At 62.8% G+C, this 13,776-nt stretch carries 18 protein-coding genes; 8 read left to right on the plus strand and 10 right to left on the minus strand.

All coding sequences use genetic code 11. The annotated features are described in order from the left end of the window. Nucleotides 1-11 precede the first annotated feature (11 nt). The 4 genes from AC1DYW_RS23070 to AC1DYW_RS23085 form a co-directional block, all read right to left on the minus strand. Nucleotides 12-2,312 (minus strand): xanthine dehydrogenase family protein molybdopterin-binding subunit, encoded by a 2,301-nt coding sequence (locus tag AC1DYW_RS23070; protein WP_477227728.1) that lies wholly within the window; start codon nucleotides 2,310-2,312, stop codon nucleotides 12-14. Continuing rightward, nucleotides 2,305-3,669: a c-type cytochrome gene (locus AC1DYW_RS23075; protein WP_477227729.1), complete on the minus strand. Its 1,365-nt coding sequence runs from the start codon at nucleotides 3,667-3,669 to the stop codon at nucleotides 2,305-2,307. Before AC1DYW_RS23075 ends, AC1DYW_RS23070 begins: the two co-directional genes overlap by 8 nt. A 2-nt stretch (nucleotides 3,670-3,671) precedes the next feature. Further along, nucleotides 3,672-4,130, minus strand: coding sequence for a (2Fe-2S)-binding protein (locus AC1DYW_RS23080; RefSeq protein WP_457150452.1), 459 nt, complete (start codon nucleotides 4,128-4,130; stop codon nucleotides 3,672-3,674). Nucleotides 4,131-4,398: 268 nt separating this feature from the next. Continuing rightward, nucleotides 4,399-5,316 carry a polyprenyl synthetase family protein gene (locus AC1DYW_RS23085; RefSeq protein ID WP_477227730.1) on the minus strand — a complete coding sequence of 306 codons (918 nt, stop codon included), beginning with the start codon at nucleotides 5,314-5,316 and terminating at the stop codon, nucleotides 4,399-4,401. A gap of 78 nt (nucleotides 5,317-5,394) precedes the next feature. Between AC1DYW_RS23085 and AC1DYW_RS23090 the strand changes: the two genes are divergently transcribed. The 3 genes from AC1DYW_RS23090 (at nucleotide 5,395) to AC1DYW_RS23100 (ending at nucleotide 7,163) form a co-directional block, all read left to right on the plus strand. Then, nucleotides 5,395-6,156: a biosynthetic peptidoglycan transglycosylase gene (locus AC1DYW_RS23090; protein WP_477227731.1), complete on the plus strand. Its 762-nt coding sequence runs from the start codon at nucleotides 5,395-5,397 to the stop codon at nucleotides 6,154-6,156. 141 nt (nucleotides 6,157-6,297) lie between these two features. Then, nucleotides 6,298-6,480, plus strand: coding sequence for a 50S ribosomal protein L32 (gene rpmF, locus AC1DYW_RS23095; RefSeq protein WP_008834724.1), 183 nt, complete (start codon nucleotides 6,298-6,300; stop codon nucleotides 6,478-6,480). Between the two features lie 281 nt (nucleotides 6,481-6,761). Further along, nucleotides 6,762-7,163, plus strand: coding sequence for a hypothetical protein (locus AC1DYW_RS23100; RefSeq protein WP_095089382.1), 402 nt, complete (start codon nucleotides 6,762-6,764; stop codon nucleotides 7,161-7,163). Between the two features lie 166 nt (nucleotides 7,164-7,329). Here the strand turns inward: AC1DYW_RS23100 and AC1DYW_RS23105 are convergent, their stop codons facing one another. From AC1DYW_RS23105 to AC1DYW_RS23115, 3 genes are all read right to left on the minus strand, one after another. Then, complete coding sequence (locus AC1DYW_RS23105; protein ID WP_477227732.1) at nucleotides 7,330-7,761, minus strand: GlcG/HbpS family heme-binding protein; 432 nt, start codon at nucleotides 7,759-7,761, stop codon at nucleotides 7,330-7,332. A 169-nt stretch (nucleotides 7,762-7,930) separates the two neighbouring features. Continuing rightward, the gene (locus AC1DYW_RS23110; RefSeq protein ID WP_457150457.1) at nucleotides 7,931-8,164 is read right to left on the minus strand and encodes a hypothetical protein; all 234 of its coding nucleotides are present in this window, start codon (nucleotides 8,162-8,164) and stop codon (nucleotides 7,931-7,933) included. A gap of 77 nt (nucleotides 8,165-8,241) precedes the next feature. Beyond that, the gene (locus AC1DYW_RS23115) at nucleotides 8,242-8,763 is read right to left on the minus strand and encodes a winged helix-turn-helix transcriptional regulator (protein WP_477227733.1); all 522 of its coding nucleotides are present in this window, start codon (nucleotides 8,761-8,763) and stop codon (nucleotides 8,242-8,244) included. Nucleotides 8,764-8,863: 100 nt separating this feature from the next. On the opposite strand from AC1DYW_RS23115, the gene AC1DYW_RS23120 reads away from it, so the two are divergent. The 5 genes from AC1DYW_RS23120 (at nucleotide 8,864) to AC1DYW_RS23140 (ending at nucleotide 11,827) form a co-directional block, all read left to right on the plus strand. Continuing rightward, nucleotides 8,864-9,700, plus strand: coding sequence for an alpha/beta fold hydrolase (locus AC1DYW_RS23120; RefSeq protein ID WP_477227734.1), 837 nt, complete (start codon nucleotides 8,864-8,866; stop codon nucleotides 9,698-9,700). A 124-nt stretch (nucleotides 9,701-9,824) separates the two neighbouring features. After that, the gene (locus tag AC1DYW_RS23125) at nucleotides 9,825-10,481 is read left to right on the plus strand and encodes a glutathione S-transferase family protein (protein WP_477227735.1); all 657 of its coding nucleotides are present in this window, start codon (nucleotides 9,825-9,827) and stop codon (nucleotides 10,479-10,481) included. A gap of 5 nt (nucleotides 10,482-10,486) precedes the next feature. Beyond that, a complete protein-coding gene (locus tag AC1DYW_RS23130) occupies nucleotides 10,487-10,822 on the plus strand; it encodes an ArsR/SmtB family transcription factor (protein ID WP_095089377.1) in 336 nt (111 codons plus the stop codon). An 11-nt stretch (nucleotides 10,823-10,833) separates the two neighbouring features. Next, nucleotides 10,834-11,307: an SRPBCC family protein gene (locus AC1DYW_RS23135; protein ID WP_477227736.1), complete on the plus strand. Its 474-nt coding sequence runs from the start codon at nucleotides 10,834-10,836 to the stop codon at nucleotides 11,305-11,307. Between the two features lie 55 nt (nucleotides 11,308-11,362). Beyond that, nucleotides 11,363-11,827 (plus strand): SRPBCC family protein, encoded by a 465-nt coding sequence (locus AC1DYW_RS23140; RefSeq protein ID WP_477227737.1) that lies wholly within the window; start codon nucleotides 11,363-11,365, stop codon nucleotides 11,825-11,827. 26 nt (nucleotides 11,828-11,853) lie between these two features. Here the strand turns inward: AC1DYW_RS23140 and AC1DYW_RS23145 are convergent, their stop codons facing one another. The 3 genes from AC1DYW_RS23145 to AC1DYW_RS23155 form a co-directional block, all read right to left on the minus strand. Beyond that, the gene (locus tag AC1DYW_RS23145; RefSeq protein ID WP_095089373.1) at nucleotides 11,854-12,117 is read right to left on the minus strand and encodes an ArsR/SmtB family transcription factor; all 264 of its coding nucleotides are present in this window, start codon (nucleotides 12,115-12,117) and stop codon (nucleotides 11,854-11,856) included. A 32-nt stretch (nucleotides 12,118-12,149) separates the two neighbouring features. Continuing rightward, nucleotides 12,150-13,397 (minus strand): MFS transporter, encoded by a 1,248-nt coding sequence (locus tag AC1DYW_RS23150; protein ID WP_095089372.1) that lies wholly within the window; start codon nucleotides 13,395-13,397, stop codon nucleotides 12,150-12,152. A gap of 86 nt (nucleotides 13,398-13,483) precedes the next feature. Continuing rightward, the gene (locus tag AC1DYW_RS23155; RefSeq protein ID WP_378922741.1) at nucleotides 13,484-13,678 is read right to left on the minus strand and encodes a DUF1192 domain-containing protein; all 195 of its coding nucleotides are present in this window, start codon (nucleotides 13,676-13,678) and stop codon (nucleotides 13,484-13,486) included. Nucleotides 13,679-13,776 lie beyond the last annotated feature (98 nt).

A 13,776-nucleotide genomic window follows, 5' to 3' on the forward strand; every position in this document is an offset into this window, starting at 1 on the left:
CGATTGATCTCTCAGACCGCCAGCGAGTAGCCCAGATCGCGCAATGGCAGTCGGCGCACGCGCTCTCCGGTGGCGGCGAAGATGGCGTTGCCCAGCGCGGGCGCCAGCGCCGGGAAAGCAGGTTCGCCCATGCCGGTCGGTGAATTGTCCGACTGGATGAAATAGGCATCGATCGTCATTGGTGCGAAAGGCATGCGCAGGATCGGATAGGCATTGTAATTCTGCTCCTGCACGCGGCCGTTTTCGATGTTGATCTTGAGACCCATGGCCGTTGAGAGTGCGTCGGTCGACGCTCCCTGCGCCTGGGCTTCGGACCCTGCCATGTCAATGATGGGGCCGACATCGAGCACCACCACGATGCGCGCGATCTTGATCCGCTTGTCGGTGTCCACGCTGATCTCAATCGACTGTGCGACATGGCCGGCGTGGGAATAGCACCAGGCCAGGCCCAAACCGCTCCCATTCGCCAACTTCTTGCCCCACCCGGCCTTCTCGGAGCACATCCTGATCACGTCGGTGGCCCGCTTGGGGCTGAAGTTGACGCTTTTGTCCTTGGGCGCCAGACCAGGCACGTCGCGGTTCACGGCGTCGATAAGGAAATCGACATGATCGCGGCCGGAAGCGAGCGACAGTTCGTGCATGAAGCTCTGGGCAGCGAAGACCTGGGCATTGTCGCCCGGCGCGCGCCACGCTCCGGTGGGAATCTTCAAGGGGAACATTGTCTTGGCGCGGCGCAGATTGGGCGCCTTGATCGAATATCTCAGATTGTCGGTGAGGTTGGCGCCCGTGGCTTCCTTCTTGCCGTCGGCGGTGAAGGTGATGAAATGTTCCTGCCAGGCGTCGAGCCTGCCGCCTCTGTCGATCGCGCCCTTGAACTGATGGTAGCCGGCGGGCCGGTAGAAATCGTGGGCGAAATCGTCTTCGCGGGTCCATTGCAGCTTGACCGGGGCACTGACCTTCTTGGCGATAGCCGCCGCCTCGCAGGCATAGTCATTGACCAGCCGTCGTCCGAAGCCGCCGCCGACGCGGGTCTGGTGCATCACGACTTTCTCCGGCGGAATGTCTGCAGCCTTTGCAATCAGCGGCAAGCCACGATCGGGCTGTTGGGTAGGCACCCACATCTCCATCACCCCGTCATGGTAGTGCGCCGTGGTGTTCATCGGTTCAAGCGGCACATGGGCGGCGAAAGGATACTCGTAGTAGGCCTCCACGGTCTTGGCGGCATTGCCGAAGGCCCTATCCACGTCGCCGACATTGTCGTCGGGCTTTTCCGGGAAATTTGTCGCCAGCTTCCTGGCCTGGGCCGAGAATTGCGACGTGGAGTCTTTCGAGGCCATGCTCAGGTCCCAATCCACCTGAAGCTTGTTCTTGGCCTGGAAAGCGCTCCAGGTGTCCCTGGCGACGATAGCGACGCCCGGCATCACTTCGACCGCCATGCCCGTGCCGTCCACGGCGAAGGCGTCGAGCACGCCGCGTTGCGCCTTGATCTCGTCGATGTTGAAGGATTTGACCTTGCCGCCCGCCGCCGGACATTTGGTGTAGGTCGCATAGACCATGCCGGGGAGTTGAACATCGATGCCGAACAGCGGCTTGCCACTGACGACCTTGGGATCGTCAACACCGCGATAGCGCTTGCCTATCAAGCGATACTCGGCGCGAACCTTCAGCTTCAAGCTCTTGGGATCGGGCACTGGCATTTTCGACGCCGCGGCGGCAAGTGACCCATAGGTTGCGGACCGACCGCTGGCGGCATGGGTCAAGATCGAGTCCCTGGCGGTGATCTGCGACGGGTCCACCTTCCATTGCCCGGCCGCTGCGGCGATGAGCATCGCCTTTGCGCCGGCACCGGCCTGACGCAGCTGGTCCCAGGCATGCGGGATGGATGTCGAGCCTCCCGCGCCTTGACTGCCATAGACCTTGGGATTGATGTCCGCCTGCTCCATCACGACGTGGTTCCAATCTGCGTCGAGTTCATCGGCAATGATGACGCCGAAGGAGGTCTTGATGCCCTGGCCGATCTCCGGGCATTTGGAATAAATTGTGATCGTGTTGTCCGGGGCGATACGGATGAAAGCGTTCATCGCCTGGTCCTTGGTGCTTGCCGTATCGACGTTCGCACCATCCGCCGCGAACGCTGCGTCTCCAAGGTGAAAGCCCAGCACCAGCCCCGCTACGCCCGCGCCGGCCAACTTGAAGAAGGTGCGTCGTCCCATTGTCACCGACGCACTGGTCGGCGGGACCGAACGGACCTCGCGTATCAGCGCCGAGAGGTAGGCATCGGACTGGGCAAAGTTGGACTGAATGTCAGCCATTGGGTGCCTCCTTAGATTGCTGGGACGCCTGCTTTCGCAGACCGGCCACATCCTTGCCTGCCAAATGTGCGCCTTCGGCACCAAACCGGGCGGTGACATAGTTGGCCACGGCCGCGATGTCGTCGTCCGAATAGCCCTCACCAAAGGCCGGCATGAAGATCGTGTCTTCGGCGGTCTTGCGGTTGACGCCATTGATGATCGTCTGCGCTACATTCGTGGCACTGGGGTCGTTTACCGCGCGCACGCCGGTCAGGGTGGCATAGCCGGTGACCGGGCTCACGCCGGTCCAGTCGTGGCAGCTGGCGCAGGCGCCGGCGAAGATCTTTTCACCACGCGAATTGACATCCGCCGCCACGCCCTCCTTGTACGACGCCGGCGCTGCGGTCGTGACCGTGCGGGGCAGGTCACTCGCATGGGCGGGTATGCTGCGCAGGTACGCCATCAAGGCATGGGTGTCGTCGGGCAACAGATAGCTCAGGCTGTCATCGGTGGCCTCACCCATCGGCCCAGCAGCGCCGCCATGACCGTTGGCATGACCGGTGGAAAGATAGGAATAGAGATCCTGGTCGCTCCAGTCGCCGATGCCTGAAGCCTTGTCGCCGGTGACGTTGTAGGCGCGCCAGCCCGCGGTCAGCGCGCCGGCGAATTTGCCGTGATTGTCCAGCCCATATGCCAGGTTGCGCGGTGTATGGCATTCGCCGCAATGGCCCAATGCCTCGGCAAGATAGGCGCCTCTGTTCCATTGCGGGCTCTGGCCGGCGTTGGGGCGGAAACGATTGTCGGGATTGAACATGACATCCCAGAGCACCAGCAGGCTGCGCTGGCTGAAGGGCCAGGAAAGCTGGTCTTGCCTTGTTGGGGCGTGCACCGGCGCCAGCGAGAAGAGGTACGCCTTGATGGCCAGCGCGTCGGCGTCGGTCATGTAGGTGTAGGAGCTGTAGGGCATGGCGGGATAGAGCTTTTCGCCATCGGCGCGAATGCCCTTGTGCACAGCGGCCAGGAACTGCGCGTCAGTGTAGTTGCCAATGCCGGTTTGCTTGTCCGGGGTGATGTTGGTGGAATAGATCGTGCCGAACGGCATGTTGAAGGCGAAACCTCCCGAGAAGGGCGCGCCGCCCGGCGCGGTATGGCAGGCTTGGCAGTCTGCGGCATGGGCGAGGTATTCGCCGCGCTTGACCAGATCGGCACTGGCGAGCTGGGCCGGAACACCGGTGATATCGGCGCCATGGTAATCCGCCAGCGCAACGGTCGAGCCGCCGGCAAAGGACATCGGATCGCGGCCGAGGAACAGCCAGCCGGCGAAACCAAGCGCTGCGATGACAATGACAGCAAAGACAGTGCCGATGATTTTCTGCATGGTCAGGCCGGCTTGGCAGCGGCGTTCTTGATTGCTCGGCGGATGCGGATATAGGTCCCGCAGCGGCAGAGATTGCCCGCCATGGCCGCGTCAATGTCGGAGTCGTCGGGTTGCGGGTTGCTGTCCAGCAGCGCCGTGGCCGACATGATCTGGCCGGCCTGGCAATAGCCGCATTGCGGCACTTCGGCTTCCATCCAGGCCTGCTGGACCTTGGCGCCGTTGGGCGTGTTGCCGATCCCTTCAATGGTGACGACGGCGCGGGTGCCGACATCGCCAATTGTCAGTTGGCAGGAACGCACAGGCTTGCCGGCCACATGCACCGTGCAAACGCCGCATTGGGCGATGCCGCAACCATATTTGGTGCCGACCAGATTGAGATGGTCGCGCAGCACCCACAGAAGCGGCATGTCTTCCGGTACATCGACCGTGCGCAATTGTCCGTTGACCGTGAGGGTAACCATAAGTCCATACCTGCCTGACCATGAAGCCGTCGCATAAGCGCCTCTTCAAATTGTAGGGGGCCGGAGCTCCGCAGGTAGGATCGGTTGGATCACATTTAAGGGATCGCCGCTGGGCGGCCCGTGCAATCGGCAAACCGAGCGGTTGTTTGCAAAGTTGAAAGCAGTGGCGAGGGTGCCGCCTCCTTGTGCGCCGCGGGTCCCCATTGTCTGGAAGCGGTGGCGACGGATTTCGCAATCCGATCGCGCCGACGTCTTGGCTGGCCCAACGTCAGTTGTTACGGGTCGCCACGAATGTCGCCGCTTCTTTCAGCAGCGCCGCCTGCTCCCCGTAAGGCGCGAGCAATTCATGCGCCTGGTCGACGAGGCCGTGAAGCTGGCTGCGCGCCCAGTTCGCGCCGTGCAGCGCCACTAGCGTCGCCTTGCCGGCGGCTGCATCCTTGCCGGTCGCCTTGCCCATCTGGCTGGCATCGGCGGTCAGGTCGAGCAGGTCGTCGGCAAGCTGGAAGGCAAGGCCGATCGCCGAGCCGAATTCGGCCAGCCGCTCGCGGTCCTCGGCCGGAGCGCCGGCGACCAGCGCCCCCGCCTCGCAGGCGAAGCGGATCAGCGCGCCGGTCTTCATCGCCTGCAGCCGGATGATGCCGGCCTCGTCAGGCGGCGCCTGTTCGGCCTCGAGGTCGAGCTTCTGGCCGCCGACCATGCCGCCGGCCCCGGCCGCGCGGGCCAGCGCCAGCACCAGGGCTGCGCGCCGCTCCGCCGGCAGCATGGTCGCCTCATCGGCAATGATGTCGAAGGCCAGCGTCAGCAAGGCATCGCCGGCCAGGATGGCGGTTGCCTCGTCGAAGGCCTTGTGCACCGTCGGCTGGCCGCGACGCAGGTCATCGTCGTCCATGGCGGGCAGATCATCGTGGATCAGCGAATAGCAATGCACGCATTCAAGGGCGGCCGCGACGCGCAGTGCTGCCTCGCCATCGGCGGAAAAAAGGGCGGCGCTTTCCATGACCAGGAAAGGGCGCAGGCGCTTGCCGCCGTTGAGCACGCCGTGGCGCATCGCCGCCATCAGGCGGTCGGGTCGCGTGATCTCGCCCGAAAGCGCGCGGTCGTCGAGCAACCGCCGCAGCAGCACCTCGACGGCGGCGGCCCGTCGGATGAGCGCCATTTCGAACGCCATTTCGTCCTCATTCGTCATGGTCGGGACCGGTAGCCGACACTCAGACGTTGCGCAAGAAGCCAAGCGCCATTATGCCGGAGCAGGGAGAAGTACGGGTTGGGCGGCTTGGCGGAACCGATCGTCGATCATGAAACCGAAAAGCTGGACATGGCGACCAGATCGCGGAGCGTGAACCGCCGCGGTCTCAAGCGCTGGGTCCGGCGCGGGATCGTCGTGGCCGCGGTACTGGCGCTCATACCAACGGTGCTGACGTTCCTCTATCTGCCGTCCTTCGTGCATCCGGTCTCGACGCTGATGCTGAAGGACCTGGCGGCATTCTCGGGTTATGACCGCCGCTGGGTGTCGATCGACGACGTCGCACCTGTGCTGGCCAATTCGGTCATCATGTCGGAGGACGGGCAGTTCTGCTTTCATCGCGGCGTCGATCTCGGCGAACTGAGGGGCGTCGTCGACGATGCGCTGGCCGGCGAAGCAACGCGCGGCGCCTCGACCATCACCATGCAGACGGTCAAGAACCTCTTTCTCTGGTCACGACCGCTGGGCTCGGTGCGCAAGGTGGTCGAATTGCCGCTGGCAGTCTATTTCGACGCGGTGATGTCGAAACGGCGCATCATGGAGATCTATCTCAACATCGCCGAGTGGGGGCCGGGCATCTATGGCATCGAAGCCGCCGCACAGCACCATTTCGGCGTTTCGGCAAAACAATTGTCGCGACGGCAGGCCGCCCTGCTCGCCGTCTCCCTGCCAAATCCGATCGCCCGCAATCCGGCAAAGCCCGGGCCCGGCCTGAGACGGCTTGCCAACCTGATCGAGCGGCGGGCCGGCCGCTCCGGCGCGTATGTCGGCTGTCTGCAGTAGCCAGCTCAAAAAAATTCGCGGCAGTGCTGGCCAAAACGGCGTAGGGCGTGTATAGGCACCCGACTTTCTCAGATTCCGGCCCCGACACGGCCCTTTCACGAGGGCGGGCGGGGCTTTTTGACCATGTAATGGAGCATATCCATGGCCGTTCCGAAACGAAAAACCTCTCCGTCCAAGCGCGGCATGCGCCGCTCGGCCGACGCCCTCAAGGCCCCGACCTATGTCGAGGACAAGAATTCCGGCGAAATGCGCCGTCCGCACCACATCGACCTGAAGACCGGCATGTATCGCGGCCGCCAGGTGTTGACGCCCAAGGAAAGCTGAGACCAGCTTTTCGACGTATTGAGCATTCGAAAGACCGGCCGGTGGCCGGTCTTTTGCGTTGGGTGGGCCGATAACCGGGCAGCCCGCATTGTCGCTTGGCCGCTCACCCTATCCCAAACGCCAAATGCCTGCCGTGGGCGATATTCATCAGGATCGTTGTGCCGAGGGCTGACATGGTTGTTGCATCCGGTCTTCGACCGTGTTCGTGGCATTTTACGAAAATTCTTGACGGCATGCCTGTGGCGCATTCTACAGAGATTGCCCCCATATGGAGACGCCAGATGTTCGGTGCCGTCCCGCTTTTGATCGTGCCATTCGTGCTCTACAATCTCGGCCTGCTCGGAATATTCGGCGGCGGCGACGATCCGTGGGCGAGCGAAATCTTCTCCTTCCGCATGATGTCGGGCGGAGTGTTCTCGATGACTCTCGGCGACCTGATAGTGCTGATCGGGCTGATTTCCCTTTTCGCCGAAATGGTGAAGTCAGCGCGCACGACCGGCGCCTCGATCATGGATCATCTGTTGTCGACGCTGGTCTTCGTCGCGTTCCTGGTCGAGTTCCTGCTGGTGAAGGGCGCGGCACATTCCATCTTCTTCACGCTGATGGTCATCGCGCTGTTCGACGTGCTGGCGGGGTTTGCGGTGTCGATGCGGTCGGCGAGCAGGGACATCAATCTGAATTAAGGCTGCATTGATCTTCAGGTGATGCCGGCCTGCAAACGGCGGCCTCCTGTACTTCCGGTGCTCACGTACCCAAAAGTACGCTCCGCTACGGTTCTCGGATGCCACCGTTTTCGACTCGGCCTTACCTGAATCTCAACGCAGCCTTGGCCGCAATATTTGTTAAAGCTCAGCCCGGATCGGCAGTGAAGCCGGCGGCTTCGATGCCGGCGATGGCCGCCGCTTCGTCATTGTCCGACGTATCGCCGGAAATGCCGACAGCGCCGATGATGCCGCCGGCCTTGTCGCGGATCAGCACACCGCCGACGACCGGCAGCACGCGGCCGCCGGACACGTCCGAGATACCGGCGACGAGGTGCGGGCGCTCCTTGGCGAAGGCCTCGACGCGACGCGAGCCCATGCCGATGGCGAGCGCGCCATAGGCCTTGCCGGCCGACATTTGCGGGCGCAGGAACGAGGCGCCGTCCTGGCGCTGGAAGGCGACCAGATGTCCGCCGGCGTCAAGCACCGAGATGCCCAGCGGCTTGAGCTTGAGATCGGCGCCCCTGGCAAAGGCGGCATCGATGATTTGCTTGGCTTTTTCGAGCGGCAGCGCGGTCATGGCAGTCTCCTGTTTGAAAACGCGCCGATCATCGACCGTCGGCGGGCACGGCAAAATCCCGGTTTCGGTTGAAATTGCTTCGCGTTAAGAGGTGGAATGGAAAGATCCGGATATGGCGTTGCCATTTTGCAGCTTCCGGACCGGCAGTCGATCGTGCCGGCCGGCAACGCTATTTTTTCTTGGCGCGGGCAGGCTTCTTGGCGGGTGCCACCGGTGCGTTGGCAAGGTCTTCCGCTTCCTTGGCGAGACGCAGCGCCCGCAGCTTGTTGGTCTTGGCCTGGCGGGCGTCGCTCTCGGCGACGTATTCGGCCATCGCCTTCTGGCGGACGGTTGCCGCCTCTTCCTGCTTCTTGAAACGCAGGTCAGCACGCGCGCGGGCAGCATCCCGAGAGTTCTCAACCAAGACCTTATCCAATCCCGTGAATTGTGGTTTTCCGCCCCTTCTAGCAGAGCCGGGCCTCAAACGGGAAAATATGTTGCTCAAGCGGCCGGGCTGGCGCCGGGGGCCTTGCCGGCGACCACGGCCTCATAGGCGGCCTGCAGGGTCGCACGGACAGAAGGGCCAGCCGATGTATCGAGCGGCATGCCGAGATGCTCGTGGCGCAACTCGTCCATGAACTTGTCCCACATCGGCGGCCCGCCATTTTCAAGAAGTTCAGCGCGGATCGAGAGTTCCGCGCTGACCGGCAACCAGACGCGGCCCCAGGCACCGAGGTGGGCCAGGATCGGCACCAGGGTGATCGCCATCTCGGTCAGGCTGTAGATCGCCTTCTGCTTGTGGCTGGGGTCGTCGGCCTTGGTAAGCATGCCCAGTCCCATCAGTCGCTTCAGCCGGTCAGCGAGGATGTTGGAGGCAATGCCTTCCATCGATCCGTTGAGCAGCTCGCGAAAGTGGCGCCTGCCGCCAAAAATCATGTCGCGAAGGATGATCAGGCTCCAGCGGTCGCCGAACACTTCGAGCGACAGGTTGATCGGGCATCCGGACCGGCGATCCATGCTCATGGGATTTTCTCCGCAAAACCGGTTGCATTATCGTATCAGTTTTATTATCGTGCAACCGATTGCAAAAAGCAATCAGTAGTGCTGAGGAGGAGGCCGAGCCATGACAACCATCGAGCGCCCCGAGATCGTATCCGAGGCCTTTGGCGATCCGGCAAACCCGTCGCTGTTGCTGATCATGGGATCGATGGCCTCGATGCTCTGGTGGCCGGAGGCGCTGTGCCGGAAACTGGCCGATGGCGGCCTGTTCGTCATCCGCTATGACAATCGCGATACCGGGCGTTCGACCAAATATCCGCCGGGCGAGCCACCCTACACATTCGACGACATGGCTGACGACGCGATGCGCGTTCTCGACGACCACGGCGTCGGCAAGGCGCATGTCGTCGGCATGTCCATGGGCGGCATGATCGCCCAGCTTGTGGCCCTCAAGCACCCGTCCCGTGTCGCTTCGCTGACCGTGATCAGCAGCTCGCCCCTGGGGATCGACACATCGCATCTGCCACAAACGAGCGATGTCTATATCAAGCATTCGGCGGACGGCGCGAAAGTCGATTGGTCGGACCGTGGCCAAGTGGTCGATTTCATGGTCAAGGATACGCGGGCGATCGCTAGCACCGTACATCCATTCGATGAGACCGGGATGCGGGCCTTCATCGAACAGGATTACGATCGATCCGGCAGTTTGCTGAGCGCGACGAACCACTTCATGGTCAAGGGCGGCGAGGCATGGAAGGGTCGCCTGCGCGAGATGACGGCGCCGCTGCTGGTCATCCATGGCACCACCGATCCGATCTTTCCGGTCGAGCACGGCGAGGCACTGACCGAGACTGTCGCCGGTGCGAAAATCCTTCGGATCGAAGGTGGCGGCCACGAGCTGCACCCGGACGACTGGACGGTGATATCTTCCGCCATCGTCGACCACGCTCAAGCCAATTGAGCCATCCTGCGCGGGCCTTGACGAGCAAGGCCCGCCACAATAGTTAAGTAAATGCTTCAGTGTCAATCCTGGCAAGCAGCATGGTACCGACCACTGGCGCATCTCGAAACAGACGAGCAAAAGAATGTCCCTGACGCTTCATTTCCATCCGCTGGCCTCCTTCTGCTGGAAGCCGCTGATCGCGCTGTATGAGAACGGCATACCGTTCGCGCCGGTCATCGTCGATCTCGGCGACACCGAGTCGCGCGCGGCCTTCCTGAAGATTTCGCCGACCGGCAAGATGCCGGTCCTGCGCGACGATGCGCGCGACCGCACGGTGCTGGAATCGACCATCGTCGTCGAGTACCTGGCCGCCCATTATCCGGGGCCAGTCCACCTCGTTCCGGCCGACATCGACCTGGCGCTGGCGGTCCGGCAGTCCGATCGTTTCTATGATTTCTATGTGCAGGAACCGATGCAGAAGATCGTCGGCGACCGGTTGCGGCCGCAGGACAAGACCGATCCGTTCGGCGTCGAGCAGGCCCGCGCCCAGCTGCGCAATTCCTACGCCATCGTCGAAGAGGAGATGCAGACGAAGACCTGGGCGGTGGGCGACGCCTTCAGCATGGCCGATTGCTCGGCGTCTCCCGCACTCTTCTACGCCAACAAGGTCGAGCCGTTCGGCGACAAATACCCGGCCGTCAAGCGATACCATGACCGCCTGGTGCAGCGCGCCGCTTTCGCCCGCGTGATCGAGGAGGCGCAGCCCTACTTCAAGTACTTTCCCTACAACAACGGCTGATCGCAATGCTGCACGATCCTGCCCAGCTCGATCTGATGTTCCAGGCGCTCGCCGATCCGGCGCGGCGGCAGATGGTCGACCGGCTGTCGCGCGGCCCGGCCTCGGTCAGCCAGCTGGCCGAGCCGCTGGCGATGTCGCTGTCGGCCGTCGTCCAGCATCTGAACCTTTTGGAGGCAAGCGGCCTCGTGCGCACGCAGAAGGTCGGTCGGGTGCGCACCTGCCAGATCGAACCCAAGGCCCTGAGAGCAGCCGAACACTGGATCAATGAACGGCGTCTCGTCTGGGAGCGCCGGCTGGACCGGCTCGGCGATTTTCTGGCTGAGACCAAGGACAAAAGCTGAAGGAGGCAATTATGACGGAACGTTCCGTGATTCATTCGACCATCGTGTTGGAGCGCACCTACGACGCTGTGCCGGCGCGCGTGTTCCAGGCCTTTGCCGACCCGAAGGCCCGCATGCGCTGGGGCACGCCATCAAAGACTGCCGAACTGGTCTACGACAAGGCCGATTTCCGCGTCGGCGGGCTGGATGTCAGCCGCTGCGGTCCGCGTGGCAGTCTGATCTACCGGGTCGAAAACCGCTACGTCGATATCGTGCCTGAGCAGCGCATCGTCTCGACCGAACTCGTCTGCGAAGGGTGGGACCGGCTGTCCGCCTCGCTGATCACGATCGAGTTTCAGCCGCTCGGTGCGTCCACGCGGCTGGTGCTGACCGACCAGATCGCTGCCTTCGGCGGCAAGGACATGATCGCCGGCAGCGAGGCCGGATTCAGCGCGGCGCTGGACAATCTGGCTGCCGAATTCGTGCCCGAGACCGCCGGTGCATGACGATCCCTCGATGAGGATCATGCTCTGAATTCAATCCATCCAACGAGGAGAATCCATGACCGAACGTTCCGTCGTCCATTCCACCTTCGTCATCGAGCGCAGCTACCCAGCGTCGCCCGCAAAAGTCTACTTTGCCCTGAGCAATCCGGCGGCCAAACGGCGCTGGTTCGCCGATCCGCACGATCCGACGCCCAGCAGGCATGAAATGGATTTCCGTATCGGCGGCAAGGAGGTCAATGCCGGCTGTCCGAGCGATGGCCAGATGCATTTTTTCAATGCTGTCTATCAAGACATCGTGCCGGACCAGCGCATCGTCTACAGCTATGAGTTGTTGTTCGGCGAAACCCGTGTCTCGGTGTCACTGGCCACGATCGAGCTGCTTGCCGAGGGCGACGGGACGCGGCTTGTGATGACGGAACAGGGAGCCTTCCTCGACGGCCACGATACGTCGGCCACACGCGAGCATGGCACAGGCGAGCTGCTCGATGCGCTCGGCGCTTTCTTGCGCGAGGAAGCTTGAACTGCGTTGCCGATACGGCGGGGCCGTCAGGCTTCCCAGAACTGATCGAGCCAGATGTTGAGTTTGAGGAAGCCGGGATTGCTCACCGTATAGACGCGCCTGGTGCCTTCGGCCTTGGCGTTGACCAGCCCGGCATCGAGCAGCACTTTCAAATGTTGCGAAACGGCCGGGCGCGATACAGGCAAACCCGCAGCCAACTCGTTGACGGTTTTCGGGCCGCGGCGAAGTTCTTCCAGAAGATGGCGCCGGTTGGGATCGGCAATCGCCATGAAGGCGTCGGAAAACATCATGCCTTTATTAGTGAGGCAAAGCCTTTCGAATCTCAACTGTCTGCTTCTGCTTTTCTTCTGGGATCAAGCCGCAATGCTTCCGGCGTCACCGACCGGTCGGCCGGTTGCGTCTTGAAGGCGTCACGATCTTCGATCGGCACCGGAGCACGGCGGCTGATGCGCAGCAACGTATAGGCCGCGAGGCAGACATGCGCGAAAGCGGTCGCCAGGAACAGGCCTTCCGGGCGCGTCCAGCCCATCAAGGCGGCTGCCAGCAGCGGTCCGATCATCGTGCCGAAGCCGTAGAGCAGAAGCAGGCCGCCCGACACCTTGACGAAATCCTCGGCGCGGGCGTGGTCGTTGGCATGCGCCACCGCGATCGAATAGAGCGTATAGGCGAAGCCGCCATAGGCGGCCGTGAAGACGATGACGAAGACGCTGGAGCGTGGCTCGAACACGAAGATGGCAAGTGCAACCAAGGCCGCGCCGAAGGCAGCACCTGCCAGCACGAAACGCCGGTCGGTCTTGTCCGAGAGGCGCCCGGCCGGAAGCTGCATGGCGGCACCGGCAACGACCACCAGGCTCATCATCAGGGCGATCTCGGCCGTGGGAATGCGGATGCGGGCGCCATAGACGGCGCCAAGCGTGCCCCAGGCGCCGTTGGCGATGCCGATCAGGACGCAAGCGACAGCCGACACCGGCGAATTGACATAAAGGCCTTTGACGTCGAGCGAGACATCCTGCAGCGGCTTGGGGTGGGAAGCGGTCGAAACCGCGGTCGGGAGCAGTGACAGGCAAAACAGGATGCCGGTGATCATGAACAGGGAGGCCGACTTCACGTCGCCGCCAGCGACGATCATCTGTCCGCCCATGATCGAGGCATAGGTGACCATCATATAGAGGCCGAAGATGGTGCCGCGGTTCTCGTTGGTGGCCTTTTCGTTCAGCCAGCTTTCGATGACCATGAAGGCGCCGGCCATGGTGAAGCCGGTGAAGGCGCGCAGCAGGATCCAGACATACTCGTCGATGATCAGTCCGGTGAGCAGCGCCACGATGGCGCCCGATGCGGCAAAGGCGCCGAAGGCGCGCACGTGCCCGGCACGGCGCACGATGCGCGGTGCAAAGAAACAGCCGGTGACGAAGCCGCCGGCCCAGGCCGTGCCCATCAGGCCGAGCGATGCGGTCGAGAAGCCTTCCAGCTGACCCCGCAGCGGCAACAGCAGCCCGTGCAATCCAGACGCCGCGAGCAGGAAGGCAGTGCCGCGAAGCAGCGAGAGGATCGGTCGGTAGGTTGCGAACATTGTTTGATCCGGCTCGGGTTGGCGGGGACGCTGGGTCTGAAGACAGTCGCATTCGGGCTTTTCGGCGGCGGGCCCTGCGCCAGCCTCTATCCGCGACGGAACAGTGCTTCGGCGGCCGATTTGGTGCTGTCCTTGGCCTTGAGCTCGTTTTCGAGGCGGGTGATCTCATCGCGCAGGATACCGATCCGCTCGGTCAATTCACCGACCGAAAGCAGCGACAGGTCCTGCCCGATCTCGTGCGGGCGCGCCTTCTTCTTGGGTTCGTCGTCGAAGATCGCCATCGTCGCTCCTCCCACATTGGCCATTTGCCTGATTTGGCAATCAGCATACATAGGGCAGGGGCGTCGATGCAAACAGCCGGTCGGATAGCGGCGAGGAA

This window comes from Mesorhizobium sp. P2_D5 (assembly GCF_056404355.1).